Origin of the sequence: Agromyces allii (genome assembly GCF_009749385.1) — a bacterium.
GTDB classification, from domain to species: domain Bacteria; phylum Actinomycetota; class Actinomycetes; order Actinomycetales; family Microbacteriaceae; genus Agromyces; species Agromyces allii.
In genome coordinates, this window is record NZ_WBIN01000001.1 from 270,399 (window position 1) to 284,349 (window position 13,951).

Annotated in this window: 12 protein-coding genes and 1 riboswitch; of the genes, 8 read left to right on the forward strand and 4 right to left on the reverse strand. The window is 72.8% G+C overall.

Annotated elements, in window-relative coordinates; genetic code table 11:
* Nucleotides 1-9: 9 nt before the first annotated feature.
* Both gcvH and gcvT read right to left on the reverse strand, forming a co-directional pair.
* On the reverse strand, nt 10-381 hold the full coding sequence (gene gcvH, locus GQR16_RS01170) for a glycine cleavage system protein GcvH (RefSeq protein WP_157413314.1): 372 nt from the start codon (nt 379-381) through the stop codon (nt 10-12).
* 124 nt (nt 382-505) lie between these two features.
* The gene (gene gcvT, locus GQR16_RS01175) at nt 506-1,705 is read right to left on the reverse strand and encodes a glycine cleavage system aminomethyltransferase GcvT (RefSeq protein WP_281351365.1); all 1,200 of its coding nucleotides are present in this window, start codon (nt 1,703-1,705) and stop codon (nt 506-508) included.
* Nucleotides 1,706-1,854: 149 nt separating this feature from the next.
* A riboswitch (glycine riboswitch) is annotated at nt 1,855-1,962 on the reverse strand.
* Between the two features lie 340 nt (nt 1,963-2,302).
* Here gcvT and GQR16_RS01180 point away from each other — a divergent pair.
* The 7 genes from GQR16_RS01180 to GQR16_RS01210 all read left to right on the forward strand — a co-directional run bounded on the left by GQR16_RS01180 (nt 2,303) and on the right by GQR16_RS01210 (nt 10,159).
* On the forward strand, nt 2,303-3,055 hold the full coding sequence (locus GQR16_RS01180) for an NUDIX hydrolase (RefSeq protein WP_157413316.1): 753 nt from the start codon (nt 2,303-2,305) through the stop codon (nt 3,053-3,055).
* Nucleotides 3,052-4,455: a quinolinate synthase NadA gene (nadA, locus tag GQR16_RS01185; protein WP_157413317.1), complete on the forward strand. Its 1,404-nt coding sequence runs from the start codon at nt 3,052-3,054 to the stop codon at nt 4,453-4,455. Before GQR16_RS01180 ends, nadA begins: the two co-directional genes overlap by 4 nt.
* Before the next feature lie 2 nt (nt 4,456-4,457).
* A complete protein-coding gene (locus tag GQR16_RS01190; protein ID WP_157413318.1) occupies nt 4,458-6,206 on the forward strand; it encodes an L-aspartate oxidase in 1,749 nt (582 codons plus the stop codon).
* The gene (gene nadC, locus GQR16_RS01195) at nt 6,203-7,144 is read left to right on the forward strand and encodes a carboxylating nicotinate-nucleotide diphosphorylase (RefSeq protein ID WP_211373404.1); all 942 of its coding nucleotides are present in this window, start codon (nt 6,203-6,205) and stop codon (nt 7,142-7,144) included. The genes GQR16_RS01190 and nadC overlap by 4 nt, the downstream gene beginning before the upstream one ends.
* A complete protein-coding gene (locus GQR16_RS01200) occupies nt 7,141-8,313 on the forward strand; it encodes a cysteine desulfurase family protein (protein ID WP_157413319.1) in 1,173 nt (390 codons plus the stop codon). The genes nadC and GQR16_RS01200 overlap by 4 nt, the downstream gene beginning before the upstream one ends.
* Nucleotides 8,310-8,480 (forward strand): hypothetical protein, encoded by a 171-nt coding sequence (locus tag GQR16_RS01205; protein WP_157413320.1) that lies wholly within the window; start codon nt 8,310-8,312, stop codon nt 8,478-8,480. The genes GQR16_RS01200 and GQR16_RS01205 overlap by 4 nt, the downstream gene beginning before the upstream one ends.
* A gap of 167 nt (nt 8,481-8,647) precedes the next feature.
* On the forward strand, nt 8,648-10,159 hold the full coding sequence (locus tag GQR16_RS01210; RefSeq protein WP_425482601.1) for an MDR family MFS transporter: 1,512 nt from the start codon (nt 8,648-8,650) through the stop codon (nt 10,157-10,159).
* A gap of 106 nt (nt 10,160-10,265) precedes the next feature.
* Here GQR16_RS01210 and GQR16_RS01215 read toward each other — a convergent pair whose 3' ends face one another.
* On the reverse strand, nt 10,266-12,095 hold the full coding sequence (locus GQR16_RS01215) for a VWA domain-containing protein (protein ID WP_157413321.1): 1,830 nt from the start codon (nt 12,093-12,095) through the stop codon (nt 10,266-10,268).
* Nucleotides 12,096-12,304: 209 nt separating this feature from the next.
* On the opposite strand from GQR16_RS01215, the gene GQR16_RS01220 reads away from it, so the two are divergent.
* Nucleotides 12,305-12,973 carry a phosphoribosyltransferase gene (locus GQR16_RS01220; protein ID WP_246200386.1) on the forward strand — a complete coding sequence of 223 codons (669 nt, stop codon included), beginning with the start codon at nt 12,305-12,307 and terminating at the stop codon, nt 12,971-12,973.
* On the opposite strand, the gene GQR16_RS01225 is transcribed toward GQR16_RS01220, so the two are convergent.
* Nucleotides 12,921-13,829: a putative protein N(5)-glutamine methyltransferase gene (locus GQR16_RS01225; RefSeq protein WP_211373413.1), complete on the reverse strand. Its 909-nt coding sequence runs from the start codon at nt 13,827-13,829 to the stop codon at nt 12,921-12,923. The two genes, GQR16_RS01220 and GQR16_RS01225, sit on opposite strands and share 53 nt — an antisense overlap.
* Nucleotides 13,830-13,951 lie beyond the last annotated feature (122 nt).

Below are 13,951 nucleotides of genomic sequence, written 5' to 3' on the forward strand. Positions count from 1 at the left end.
ACTCGGGGGTCACTCGCCCGTGAGGGCGCGGTACTCGTCGTGGCTCAGCAGCTTCGGCAGCTCGGGGGCGGTGATCTTCAGCAGCCAGCCCTCGCCGAACGGGTCGGAGTTCACGAGCTCGGGCGAGTCGACGACGGCCTGGTTGGCCTCGACGACCTCGCCGTTCACGGGGGCGAAGAGCTCGCCGACCGACTTCGTCGACTCGATCTCGCCGACGACGGTGCCCTCGGTGACGGCCGTTCCTGCTCCGGGCAGGTCGACGTAGACGATGTCGCCGAGCTTCTCGGCGGCATAGTCGGTGATGCCGATGGTGACGGTGTCGCCGTCGACCAGCACCCACTCGTGCTCTTCGGTGTACTGCAGTGCGGTCTGATCGGTCATGGTGTGCTCCTCGAGATCGGGGTCGTGTGCGGTGTCGTGCGGTGTCTGGGTGGATGCGGATGCGCGGCGCCGTGGCCGCGGGTGGCGGATCGCCGCCGCGTGGGGCACGCGGGGCGGGCGCCCGTCAGGACTGGCGCTTGTAGAAGGGCAGGGCGACGACGGATGCCGCGATGCGCGTTCCTCGGACGTCGACGTGCAGGCCGCCGCCCTCGACGGCCGTGGGCGCGACGAACGCCATGGCCACGGGGTGGCCGAGCGTCGGCGACAGCGCGCCGCTCGTGACGACGCCGACGAGCTCGGCATCCGCCCCGTCGCCGTCGTAGACCTCGTAGTCGGCGCGGGGCGCGCGACGGCCCTCGGTCGTGAGCCCGACGAGCACGCGGGCGTCGTCGGCGGGGCCTTCGGCGGTCGCGGCGCGGCCGATGAACTCGCCTTCCTTGGCGTGCGCGACGACCCGGCCGAGGCCGGCCTGGACGGGCAGGATGTCGCGGCCGAGCTCGTGCCCGTACAGGGGCATGCCGGCCTCGAGGCGGAGCGTGTCGCGGCTGGCGAGCCCGCACAGCGTGACGCGCGGACCGCCGGTCTCGACGATGGCGGCCCACAGCGTCGGCGCGTGCTCGGGCGCGACGTACAGCTCGAAGCCGTCTTCGCCCGTGTAGCCGGTGCGCGCGACGAGCACGGGCTGCCCCTCGAAGGTGGCCGGGAACGCGCGGTAGTACTTCAGCGCCGCGATGCTCGCGTCGAAGTCCTCCTCGTCGTTGCCCGGGCCCGCGACACCGAAGCCGGGCGTCTCGAGCAGCACGGCGCGGGCGTCGGGGCCCTGCAGCGCGATGAGCGCGATGTCGTCGCTCTCGTCTTCGACGATGGTGTCGAATCCGGCGGCCCGGGTGCGCAGCTCGTCGGCGACGACCGCCGCGTTCGACGCGTTGGCGACCACCATGAAGCGGTCGTCGCCCGTGCGGTACACGACGAGGTCGTCGATGATGCCGCCGTCGTCGGCGAGCAGGAGCGAGTACTTCGCCTGGCCGATCTCGATGGCCGAGAGCTTTCCGGCGAGCGCGTAGTCGAGGGCCGCCGCGGACTCTGGGCCGATGAGCACGATCTCGCCCATGTGCGACAGGTCGAACAGGCCCGACGTCGTGCGCACCGCGTGGTGCTCGGCCAGGTCGCTCGAGTAGCGCACGGGCATCTGCCATCCGGCGAAGTCCGTGAAGCTCGCGCCGGCTGCGCGGTGCACGGCGTCGAGCGGGCTGAGCCGTTCGCGCGTCGCGCTCGCGTCGGCGGGCGCGGCCGCGGGGCTGGTGGTACCGGGATCGAGGGTCACGAGTTCTCCTGAATGGTGCGTTCGTCGCATCGAACGGCGAATGCCGCTTGAGAACTCCCCCTCTGTCATGAGCCTGAGAGTTTCACGCGATCGCGCTTTCACCGTGGGCGGGACGCCGCAGCGTGCGGCTTCCACTTTTCAGAGCGGCCGTGTTCATCGCGGTGTGATACCTGAGAGATTGGCGGGGAGGCTTGCTCCTTCGGTGCCGGCCCGGCTCTGCGTCAACAGAACGTCTCCGGCTCTCCCGCGATGCGTCGATGGCCCGGTATGTGATTGTGCGCCGATTCTAACAGCGCTGTGCGCGCCCCGCCGAGAGCGCGCCGCTTCGTCGGCTGTGTCAAGGGGTGTCGCGCCGATTTGGCGAGAACGACGGCATCGAGGATGCTTCAAGTGCCGTCCGACGGCGTGAGCCCTGCTCCGCCTCGTGACGCGCACCACGGGGTGCATCGGATGGGGGTCCGGTGCACCCCTCTTCTCGCCCGCCGCAGGCCACGGGCCGCGAATTGACGCGCCGCGACATCCGGATTTCTGTTCGTGTCAGTTCGACTGTAAGATGATCGCGTACTTAGAGTCACGGTGACACGAAGGGGGCGACGGATGTCTCGCACGATCGAGCTCGCCGAAGCACGCCTCGCCGTGTCGACCGTGATCTTCGCGCGCGAACCCGGCGTCGCCCACGGCGAGCAGCCCGTGCAGGCGCTCCAGCCGGCCGACCGGTCGCTGTGGATCCCGCTCGTGCGGCGCCTGCGCGAACCGGGCGAGGGCCGCTGGGCGCTCCCCGGAGGCTGGCTCGGCGCGGCCGAGAGCCTCGAGGGCGCCGCCGCGCGAACCCTCGACGAGACGACGGGCGTCACGCCCCGCTACCTCGAGCAGCTGTACACGTTCGGCGCGCCCGACCGCTCCCCCGACGAGCGCGTCGTCTCGGTCGTCTACTGGGCGCTCGTGCGACCCGAGGAGACGAGCGGCGCCATCGAGGATCCGAACGTGCGCTGGTTCGACGCCGACGACCTGCCCGAACTCGCGTTCGACCACAACGAGATCGTCGCCTACGCGCTCGGGCGCCTGCGCACCAAGCTCGGCTACTCGCAGATCGCGCACGCGTTCCTCGACGAGACGTTCACGCTCGCCGAGCTGCGCGAGGTCTACGAGACCGTGATGCGGCGCCCCCTCGACCCGGCGAACTTCCGTCGCACGGTCGAGGCGTCGGGCGCCCTCGTCGAGACCGGCGAGGTGCGCACCGGCACCCCGCACCGCCCGCCCAAGCTGTACCGCCCCGCCGATCCCGCAGAGGCGGGCATCCAGGGCGCGTTCCGAATCCCCATCGCACCGCACCTGAGGAGACACCCATGACGCTCGTCCAGCCCGCCGACACGCGGCTCGCGGCATCCGTCGACCGTTCGATCCAGCTGATCCAGACCGGCAAGGCGGCGGGCAGCACCTGCTCGCCCGAGCTCGCGAAGGGGCCGTGGGAGTTCGACGCGGGTCCCGTGGCGTACGGGCCCGGCTCCTCCATGGGCGACGTGATCCCCACGGGGTCGCCGCGTCAGGGCGCGCTGCCCGAGTCGTACAAGACGGCCTCCGAGGCCGAGCTGCACGACCGCATCCGCGCCGCGAAGGCGACCCTCGGCGAGCGCGTCGTCGTGCTCGGCCACTTCTACCAGCGCGACGAGGTCGTCGAGCACGCCGACTTCGTGGGCGACTCGTTCCAGCTCGCGAACGCGGCGCTCACGCGCCCCGATGCCGAGGCCATCGTCTTCTGCGGCGTGCACTTCATGGCCGAGACCGCCGACCTGCTCTCGACGCCCGAACAGGCCGTGATCCTGCCGAACCTGGCCGCGGGCTGCTCGATGGCCGACATGGCCGACGAGGAGTCGGTCGAGGCGTGCTGGGCCCAGCTCGAAGAGGTCTACGGCGATCTGACGGCGACGGATGCCTCGGGGCGCGTGCCCGTGATCCCTGTCACCTACATGAACTCGTCGGCCGCCCTGAAGGGTTTCGTGGGGCGCCACGGCGGCATCGTCTGCACGTCGTCGAACGCGAAGACGGTGCTCGAGTGGGCGTTCGAGCGCGGGCGGCGCGTGCTGTTCTTCCCCGACCAGCACCTCGGCCGCAACACCGCGAAGGCGCTCGGCGTGCCGCTCGAGCAGATGCCGATGTGGAACCCGCGCAAGGCGCTCGGCGGCTCGACCGCCGACGAGCTCGACGACGCTCGGGTCATCCTCTGGCACGGCTTCTGCTCGGTGCACCGGCGCTTCACGGTCGAGCAGATCGCGCAGGCGCGCATCGACCACCCCGGCGTGCAGGTCATCGTGCACCCCGAGTGCCCCATGCCCGTCGTCGACGCGGCGGATTCCGCGGGCTCGACGGACTTCATCGTGAAGGCGATCCAGGCCGCCCCCGCCGGCTCGACCTTCGCGATCGGCACCGAGATCAACCTCGTGCAGCGCCTCGCCGCCGAGTACCCGCAGCACGAGATCTTCTGCCTCGACCCCGTGGTCTGCCCGTGCTCGACGATGTACCGCATCCACCCCGGCTACCTCGCGTGGGTGCTCGAAGAACTGGTCGCCGGGCGCGTCGTGAACCGGATCACGGTCAGCGACGACGTCGCGGAGCCCGCGCGCGTCGCCCTCGAGCGCATGCTCGCGGCGAAGCCGCCGGCCTCCGTCGCCCCGGTGGCGGTCGACGCCGTTCCCGGTGACGCCGCGCAAGCCGACGCCGCGCAAGCCGACGCCGTGCCGACCGGGGCCTGACCATGGCGCACGTGCTCGTCGTCGGCGGCGGCATCGGGGGGCTCTGGACCGCGGTGCGCGCGGCCGACGCCGGCCACGACGTCGAGCTCGTCACGAAGACCGAACTCGCCGACGGCAACACCCGCCACGCGCAGGGCGGCATCGCCGCGGCGCTGTTCCCCGACGACTCGGCCGAGCGGCACTACGCCGACACGCTGGCCGCCGGTGCCGGGCTCTGCGACCCCGAAGCGGTGCGCGTGCTCTGCGACGAGGGTCCGGCACGCGTTCGCGACCTGATCCGGTTCGGGGTCGCGTTCGACCACGGCGACTCCGGGCTCGCGCGCGGGCTCGAGGCCGCGCACTCGCGGGCGCGCATCCTGCACGCCGGCGGCGACGCCACTGGCGCGGCCATCGAGCGCGCGCTCGTGACGACCGTGCGCCGGCGGGCGGTGCGCATCCACGAGCAGACGATGCTCGTCGACCTGCTCACCGAGGCCGGCGACGGCCGAGCCGGAGCCGAGGACGGCAAGGTGCGACCGGCCGATTCGGCCGGCACCGCCGGTGTGCGCGTCGTCGGCGCCCGCCTGCTCGCGGCATCCGGAGAACTGATCGACGTGCGAGCCGACGTCGTGGTGCTCGCCACGGGCGGTGCCGGGCAGCTGTTCCAGCACACGACGAACCCCGACGTGGCCACGGGCGACGGCGTGGCGGCCGCCTGGCGCGCCGGCGCCGAGATCGCCGACCTGGAGTTCGTGCAGTTCCACCCGACGGCGCTCGCGGCTCCGGGCACGCCCCTCATCTCCGAGGCCGTGCGCGGCGAGGGCGCGGTGCTGCGCGATCGCGACGGGCATCGCTTCATGACAGAGGTCTCCGAGCAGGCCGAGCTCGCGCCCCGCGACGTCGTCGCCCGCGCCGTCTGGCGGCAGAGCCTCGAGCAGGGCGGCGAACCCGTCACGCTCGACGCGACCGCCCTCGGCCGGGAGTTCCTCGACCGCAGGTTCCCGGGGCTGGGCGCGGCCTGCCGCGACGCCGGCTACGACTGGGCCGCCGAACCCGTGCCCGTCACCCCCGCCGCGCACTACGCCATGGGCGGCGTCGTCACCGACCTCGACGGACGCACGAGCCTGCCCGGCCTCTTCGCCGTCGGCGAGACCGCGCGCACGGGCGTGCACGGTGCGAACCGGCTCGCCTCGAACTCGCTGCTCGAGGCGGCCGTGTTCGCCGACCGGGCGGCCCGGGCGATCGACGCGGACGCCGACGCCGGCGCTGACGCTGCTGCGCTCACGCCGCCGAACTCCGGAGACGGGCGACGACGTGCCGACGAGGTGGGTGCCGCCATCGGCGCGTCGCAAGCGGGCTCCGGAGTTGCGCCGACGACGGGCGCACACGGGCTCGAAGAACGGACGGACGGCACTGCCGTCGACCGGGCCGCCCTCCAGAGCCTCATGTGGGAGCACGTCGGGCTCGAGCGCACGGCCGACGGCCTGGCCGCGGCATCCGACGCCCTCGAGGCGTGGCGGGCATCCGAGGTGCACGACCGCCGCAGCGCCGAGGACCGCAACCTGCTCGACCTCGCACGCCTGACCGTCGCCGCTTCGGCCGCACGCACCGAGAGCCGAGGCGCGCACTTCCGGGCGGATGCCGCGGCGAACGCGGCGGGCGCCCTCGACGTGCTCGGTGCCGCCGGGGCCGACGGCCTGCGTGCGACATCCGTCCCGCTCCCCCTGCACGAGCTCGTGCACCTCACCCCCGAAGCCGAGGAGGCAGCGTGAGCACCGACCGCCGCGAGATCGACCGCATCGTCACCGCCGCACTCGACGAGGACGCGCCATGGGGCGACCTCACCAGCGAGACCCTCATCCCGGCGGATGCCACGGCCACCGCCGCGCTCGTCGCGCGCGAGCCGGGCGTGCTCAGCGGCATCGAGGTGTTCGCCGCGGCGTTCCGCATCGTCGACCCGGCGATCGAGGTCGAGCGGCTCGCCGTCGACGGCGACCGGTTCGCCGCCGGCGACGTGCTCGCCCGCGTGCACGGGCCTGCCCGCGGCATCCTCACCGCCGAGCGCGTCGCGCTGAACCTCGGCCAGCGCATGTCGGGCGTCGCGACGCTGACCGCCGCCTACGTCGCCGCGGCGGCGGGGGCCGTCGGCGCGCACGCGCGCATCGTCGACACCCGCAAGACCACGCCCGGCCTGCGCAGCCTCGAGCGGCAGGCCGTGCGCGACGGCGGCGGGCGCAACCACCGCCGCTCGCTGTCCGACGCGATCATGGCGAAGGACAACCACCTCGCGGTGCTCACCGCAGGCGGGGTCGACCTCGCATCGGCGCTCCGATCGGCACGCGAACGGATGCCGCACACGGCGCACCTCGAGGTCGAGATCGACCGCCTCGACCAGCTCGACGCCGTGCTCGCAGGCGGCGCCGACACGATCATGCTCGACAACTTCGGTCTCGACGACCTGCGCGAGGGCGTTCGTCGCATCGGCGGCCGGGCGGTCGTCGAGGCATCCGGCGGTGTGAACCTCGACACGGTCGCCGCGATCGCCGCGACCGGCGTCGACGTGATCTCGGTCGGTGCGCTCACGCACTCGGCGCGTGCGCTCGACCTCGGGCTCGACATCGACATCGCGCTGGCGGGGGCCGCCGAAGCCGGCGCCCCTGCAGAGACCTCGGCTCTCGGCGAGCCGGGAGACGACGCGGGCCGACCATGATCTACCTCGACCACGCCGCGACGACCCCGGTGCGCCGCGAGGCGATCGAGGCGATGTGGCCGTACCTCACGGGCTCGTTCGGCAACCCCTCGAGCCGCCACGAGCTCGGCGAGGAGGCGGCCCGTGCGCTCGCGTGGGCGCGCTCCGAGGTGGCCGCGGTGATCGGATGCCGCCCTGGCGAGGTCGTGTTCACGAGCGGCGGCACCGAGGCCGACAACCTCGCGATCAAGGGCATGTCGCTCGCCCGACCGCGCGGACGCCACCTCGTGATCTCCCCGATCGAGCACGAGGCCGTGCTCGAGTCGGCCGCGTACCTGGTGCGTCACCACGGCTTCACGGTGACCGAGGTCGCCGTCGACCGCGGCGGGCTCGTGCATCCGTCGGCGCTCGCGTCGGCGATCAGACCCGATACCTCGCTCGTCTCCGTGCAGCTCGTGAACAACGAGATCGGCGCGATCCAGCCGATCGCCGAGCTCGCGGCCGTCGCGCACGAGGCCGGCGCACTCATGCACACCGATGCCGTGCAGGCCGCCGGGCACCTCGACCTGCGCCTCGACGGGCCGGGCGGCGCCGGCAGCCCGGGCGGGCTGGGCGTCGATGCGCTCTCGCTCGCCGGCCACAAGGTCGGCGCCCCGAAGGGCACGGGCGTGCTCGTCGCGCGCGGTCGCGTCGCGCTCGAACCCGTGCTGCACGGCGGCGGTCAGGAGCGCGGGCGTCGCTCCGGCACCGAGAACGTGGCCGGGGCGGTCGCCTTCGCCACGGCGCTGCGCCTCGCCGAGTCCGAGCGGGCGGATGCCACGGCGCAGGCCGCGCGCCAGGGGCTCGAGTTGCGGGCGCGCATCCTCGCGGGAGTCGAGGGGGCGCAGCTCACGGGCGACGCCGACCGTCGCCTGCCCGGGACCGTCTCGTTCGTCTTCCCCGGCACGAGCGGTGAGGCCGTGCTGCTCGAGCTCGACCGGCTCGGCGTGACGTGCTCGAGCGGCTCGGCGTGCGCGGCCGGCAGCAGCGACCCCTCGCACGTGCTCACGGCCGTCGGCATCCCGGCCGACCTCGCACTCACCGCCGTTCGCTTCACGCTCGGCCCGACGACGACCGACGAGGAGATCGCGGATGCCGCTGCGGCCGTCATCCGCGCGGTGTCGGCCGTGCGCGGTATCGTCGGAGCATGACCGACGCAAACGCTCCAGAGAACGACGCCGTCGAGGCTGCCGAGGCCGCGGCGGCGAACCCCGAGCTCGAAGAGCGACTGCGCTCCGAGCTCGCGCCCGAAGAGTCGATGTTCAAGGACTGGCTCCCCCGTCCGACCCCGATCGACGGGCCCGCTCCCGCTCCCTGAGCGCCCTCGCACACGCCGATTCCATACGTTGCAATTCATCGTGCGGATCGGGAATAGCCCGGTGCCCCGCTCGGGTTGTCCCTGTGGTCGGTGACTTCCGTCACAGCTGACGAACCTTCTTGCGCGCCGCTGCGCGACGTCCACTTTCTGCCGATTGGATCCGCTCCGTGACCGAACGCGCCCTTCCAGAGGTCTCCACCACCGATTCCGGCCCTGTCGCCTCGACGGACCAGCACCACACCGACGCCGAGGCGCTGCACGGCGCCCGCAACTCCCGGGTGATCTGGCTGCTGCTGGCCGCAGCCTTCGTCGTGATCCTCAACGAGACGATCATGGGCGTGGCGATCCCGCACCTCGTCACCGATCTCGGCATCACGATCTCCGAGGCGCAGTGGCTCACCACCGCGTTCATGCTCACGATGGCCGTCGTCATCCCGATCACCGGGTTCCTTCTGCAGCGGTTCTCGACGCGGGCCGTCTTCATCGCCGCGATGGGCCTGTTCTCGACCGGCACGCTCATCTCGGCCCTCGCACCGGGCTTCGAGATGCTGCTCGGCGGTCGCGTGGTGCAGGCAACCGGCACCGCGATCATGATGCCGCTGCTCATGACCACCCTCATGGAGCTCGTGGCGCCCTCCGACCGCGGCCGCTTCATGGGCCGCGTGTCGACCGTGATCTCGGTGGCCCCGGCCATCGGGCCCACGATCTCGGGCCTGATCCTCAGCTTCCTGTCGTGGCGCTTCATGTTCTGGCTCGTGCTGCCGATCGCCGTGGTCATGCTGATCATCGGCATCCGGCGCGTCGAGAACGTCAACACGCCCAAGCGCCTCCCGCTCGACGTGTTCTCGGTCGTGCTCTCGGCGATCGGCTTCGGCGGGCTCGTCTACGGGCTCAGCCTCATCGGCGGCGAGGCCGCCGGCACGGCGACGCCCGCGCAGATGTGGATCTCGCTCGGCGCCGGCGCCCTCGGCATCCTCGCGTTCGTCGTCCGGCAGCTGCTGCTGCAGCGTCGCGACCGCGCCCTGCTCGACCTGCGTCCGTTCAAGTCCGGCAACTTCGCCGTCTCGATCGCGCTCATGACCGTCATGATGGCGGCGCTGTTCGGCACGATCATCCTGCTGCCGATCTACCTCCAGAACGTGCTGCACCTCGAGCCGATCATGACGGGCCTGCTGCTCCTGCCCGGCGGTCTCGTCATGGGCCTGCTCGGGCCCACCGTCGGCCGCCTCTACGACCGCTTCGGACCGCGACCGCTGCTCGTGCCCGGCAGCATCGTCGTGAGCGGCGTGCTCTGGGGGCTCACGCTCGTGTCGGAGCAGACCTCGCCGTGGTTGCTGCTGCTCGCGCACGTCGTGCTCTCGGCGGGGCTCGCGTTCATGTTCACCCCGCTCTTCACGACCGCACTCGGTTCGGTCGAACCGCGCTTCTACTCGCACGGCTCGGCGATCGTCGGCACCGTGCAGCAGGTCGGCGGCGCGGCGGGCACGGCGCTGTTCATCACCGTCATGGCCGCCGCGAGCGCCGCCGCGGCGCCCACCGCGAGCTCGGCCGAGGCGGCCCAGGCCGCCGGCATCCACACGGCATTCCTCGTGGGGGCGATCCTGTCGCTCTTCGCGATCGTCGGCAGCGCCTTCGTGCGGCGGCCGGCCGACAGCGGGGGCGAGTTCATCGCGCACTGATCAGGTGCTCCGCACCTGAGAACCAACCGGCCCGCCCGGCGCAGCAGCGCCGGGCGGGCCGGTTGGTTCTCATCCAGGTCGCGGTTCGATGCGCGACGGGCGATGTTCAGCCGCAGTCGGGGCGGCAGCTGCGCTGCGAGAGCGCATCGACGAGCACGATGCCGAGGTCTTCGGGCTTGGAGGCGGAGTAGGCGCCGCCCTTCGTGACCTTGGCGATCTTCTGCATGGCCTCGAGGTCGGTGTCGGGACCGAAGCCGATCATGATCACCGGCACGGGCTGCGAGCCCTCCTCGCCCTTCGCCAGCTCGGAGATGAGCGTGTCGAGGTCGATGCCGTTCTCGTCCTCGTTCTTGCCGTCGGTGATGAGCAGCACGGCGTTGACCTTCTCGGGGTCGTAGCCCTCGCGCACCCGGCCCACGGCGGCGAGCACGGTGTCGTAGAGGCCGGTCGCCCCGCCGAGGCGGCCGGGAAGGGACTGGATGATGCCCGCGATCTGCTGCGTGTGCGCCGCATCGCCGAGCGGCGCGATCGCGGCGAGCTCCTCGTAGTCGAGGTCGCCGTTGCGCATCGTCGAGAACGCCCACACGCCGAGGTCGACCTCGCCCGAGAACTTCGAGACCGCGTTCATGGCCGCCTGCTGGAAGATGTCGATGCGACGCAGGCCGTTCTCTGCGGGCTCCTCCATGGAACCGGAGACGTCGATGACGGAGAGGTAGCGGGCACGAAGCGACAGCACGCCCCACGTGCGGAGCAGCGTGAGCGCGGTGGCCGAGTCGACGGGCAGCACCTGAGCCGCGGGGCCCTCGGGCGCGATGCCGAGCGTGTCGATCTTGCCGGCTCCGAGCGCCGTGCGGAATCCGGCAGCGGTGAGGCGGTCGTACGAGGCGGTCGCGGCCTTCTCGAAGGCGGCGAGCAGGCGCCCCCGTTCGGTGAGCGCCCGCGTGACATCGGAGGCGCCGGCTTCGGCGCTCCCGGTCGACGCGGAGACGGTCTGCACCCGTGCCGTCGACCCGTCGGAGACGGAGGTCTCGGCGCTGGGCTCGGCGGAATCGCCGCCGGCCTCGCCCTCGGCTGCGAGCGCGGCCTCGTCGGCGGCATCGCCGACGCGGACGAGCGGGTAGTCGAGCATCAGCGTGCCGTCGGTGGGGTACCCCGCCGTGAGCGTCTCACTCGGCTCGTCGCCGTTGTACTCGGCGACCTGCGCCTCGCTCGTGAGCACCACGCTCGGCTGCGCCGCCGAGGAGAGGGCTCCGAACGCCGCGCTCGTCGACGCGGGAATCGACTTTCCGAGCGCGATCATGGCCGCGGCCAGCGGGCGGGGGTCGTCGGCCGGCGCGTGGGCGCCGAGCCCGACGAGGCTCGTGAGGCTCGCCGCCGAGGCCTCGGGGTCGGGCAGGATCGCCGGCAGCGACCCGTCGAGCACGCGGGCCCAGGTCAGCGGTTCGCCGGCGATCTCGGTCGCGTCGGACGAGGCGGCGGCGAACACGACGGGCGTGACCGCGATCGTCTGGCCCACGCGCGCATTCGGGGTGGCCCGTCCGAGCGACGTGGCCGTGGCCGCGGCCCGGTCGACCCACACCGACGACTGCGGCACCCAGGCATCGACGTCGAGGCCGCCCGAGGCGAGCACCGCGGAGGTGTCGGCGGACTCCTGCGAGGTGATCTGGGTGCTGACGCAGCCGTCGTTGGCCGCATCGAAGTCGGCCGCGATGTCGGAGAGCACCGGCGCGATCGTCGTGTCGGCGACGATGCGCAGCTCTTCGACGCTCTCGCACGCCGACCCGGCTGCGGCCTGGTTCGGGTCGAGATGGCCGCCGATCCAGAGGTAGACGCCGGACGCGACGACGCCGATGACGACGACTGCGGCGATGACGGACAGGTAGAGACCGCGTCTCGACTTCTTCGTCGTCGATGCGGTGACGCTGTGACGCCCCACGGACACTCCAAGCCCGACGGCAGCAAGGGCACCGTCGCATCCTTCGATTCGGGTTCCCCCCGGGTAAAGGGGGAAGGATTTGGTTCAGTGTAGGTGACGCACCGCCTGAGACGAAAAATACTCGTCTTCACAGTGCGTGATCGCCGGCGTCGCCGGTGCGCGCTTGACGCCCCCGCCCCGCGGGAGTAGGCCGGTCGGCAGGTGCCGTGATGATGCAACGAGTGTTCGAGGACCGCCGCGACGCGGGTCGCCGCCTGGCGATCCTGCTCCGCGAGCGCGGGCAGGACGACGGGCAGGGCGAGTGGTCGCGGCCGGTGGTGCTCGGGCTTCCGCGCGGCGGGGTGCCGGTCGCGGCCGAGGTCGCCGACGCCCTCGCGGCACCGCTCGACGTGCTCGTCGTGCGCAAGCTCGGGCTCCCCCACCGCGAGGAGGTGGCCATGGGTGCGATCGGCGAGCAGGGAGCGCGCGTGCTGAACGACGACGTGATCGCGCTCGGCGGCGTCGACGCCCGCACGCTCGCGGCGGTCGAACGGCACGAGCGCGCGGAGCTCGAGGCTCGCGTGCGCCGGTTCCGCGGCGACGCCCCGCCGATCGAGCTCGCGGGGCGCACGGCGATCGTGGTCGACGACGGGGTGGCGACGGGCGCGACCGCCCGGGTCGCATGCCTCGTCGCGCGGGCGCGGGCCGCGTCATCCGTCGTGCTCGCTGTGCCGGTGTCCGCCCCCGACGCGGCCGTCGACCTCGTGGCCGCACCCGAGATCGACGAGCTCGTGTGCCTCGCGACGCCCGCCGGCTTCATGGCCGTCGGGCAGTACTACCTCGACTTCACGCAGACGACGGATGCCGAGGTGCAGGCGCTGCTCGCCGCGAACCGCTGACACGGGTGCCGACGACGATCGTGCCGCCGCGTTCGTCGTCGCGCACGATCCCGGCCTGGAGCCCGCCCGCCTCGACGAGCGCCGCCGTGGCCGCGGCCTGCTGCCGACTGGTCTCGATGAGCAGTCGGCCGCCCGGCGCGAGCCATTCGAGGGCGGATGCCGCGACCCACCGGTGCACGTCGAGGCCGTCGGCCCCGCCGTCGAGTGCGACGAGCGCCTCGTGGTCGCGCGCCTCGGGCGGCATCATGGCGATCTCGTCGGTGGGCACGTAGGGCGCGTTCACGGCGAGCACGTCGACCCGTCCGCGGAGGTCGGTCGGCAGCGGCGCGAAGAGGTCGCCCTCGACGACGCGCGCGCCGCGCGGCTCGAGGTTGCGGCGGGCGGCTCGGACGGCCGCCGGATCGAGGTCGGCCGCGACGAGCTCGACCGGCCCCGCGGCATCCGCGATCACGGCTCCGATCGCCCCCGCGCCGCAGCAGAGGTCGACGACGACGGGCACCCGGCCGGATGCCGCGACCGCCGTCGCGAGGCCCGACGCCGACTCGGCGAGCAGCTCGGTGCGGCGCCGCGGCACGAACACGCCCGGTTCGAGCAGGATGCGGAGTCCGCCGAACTCCGCCCAGCCCAGCAGTTGCTCGAGCGGATCGCCGGCCACGCGCCGCGCGACCAGTCGCTCGAGCTCGGCCGCGGCATCCGGGGCACGGTCGCCCGCGCCGGCGCCCGCGCCGGCACCGAACCGCTCGGCGACCGCGGCTTCGAGCAGCGCCGCCTCGTCCTCGGCGAACACGCAGCCCGCGGCGCGCAGGCGTGCGACGAGCGCGGGGTCGGGCTCGGGTGCAGGCACAGCGGCATCGATCACCCGGGAATGCTAGCCCCGGGCGCCGTGTGACGCACCGAGGATGCACGCGTCGCGCGGATGCCCTAACATCGAGCCCATGACCACGTCGACCTGCAGCTGGTGGCCCGCCTCCTAGGCGG

Excerpts from the sequence above, each read along its gene's own strand:
- gcvH (WP_157413314.1), bottom strand. The coding sequence starts at position 381 with ATGACCGATCAGACCGCACTGCAGTACACCGAAGAGCACGAGTGGGTG.
- GQR16_RS01180 (WP_157413316.1), top strand. The coding sequence starts at position 2,303 with ATGTCTCGCACGATCGAGCTCGCCGAAGCACGCCTCGCCGTGTCGACC.
- nadA (WP_157413317.1), top strand. The coding sequence starts at position 3,052 with ATGACGCTCGTCCAGCCCGCCGACACGCGGCTCGCGGCATCCGTCGAC.
- GQR16_RS01190 (WP_157413318.1), top strand. The coding sequence starts at position 4,458 with ATGGCGCACGTGCTCGTCGTCGGCGGCGGCATCGGGGGGCTCTGGACC.
- GQR16_RS01200 (WP_157413319.1), top strand. The coding sequence starts at position 7,141 with ATGATCTACCTCGACCACGCCGCGACGACCCCGGTGCGCCGCGAGGCG.
- GQR16_RS01205 (WP_157413320.1), top strand. The coding sequence starts at position 8,310 with ATGACCGACGCAAACGCTCCAGAGAACGACGCCGTCGAGGCTGCCGAG.
- GQR16_RS01220 (WP_246200386.1), top strand. The coding sequence starts at position 12,305 with ATGATGCAACGAGTGTTCGAGGACCGCCGCGACGCGGGTCGCCGCCTG.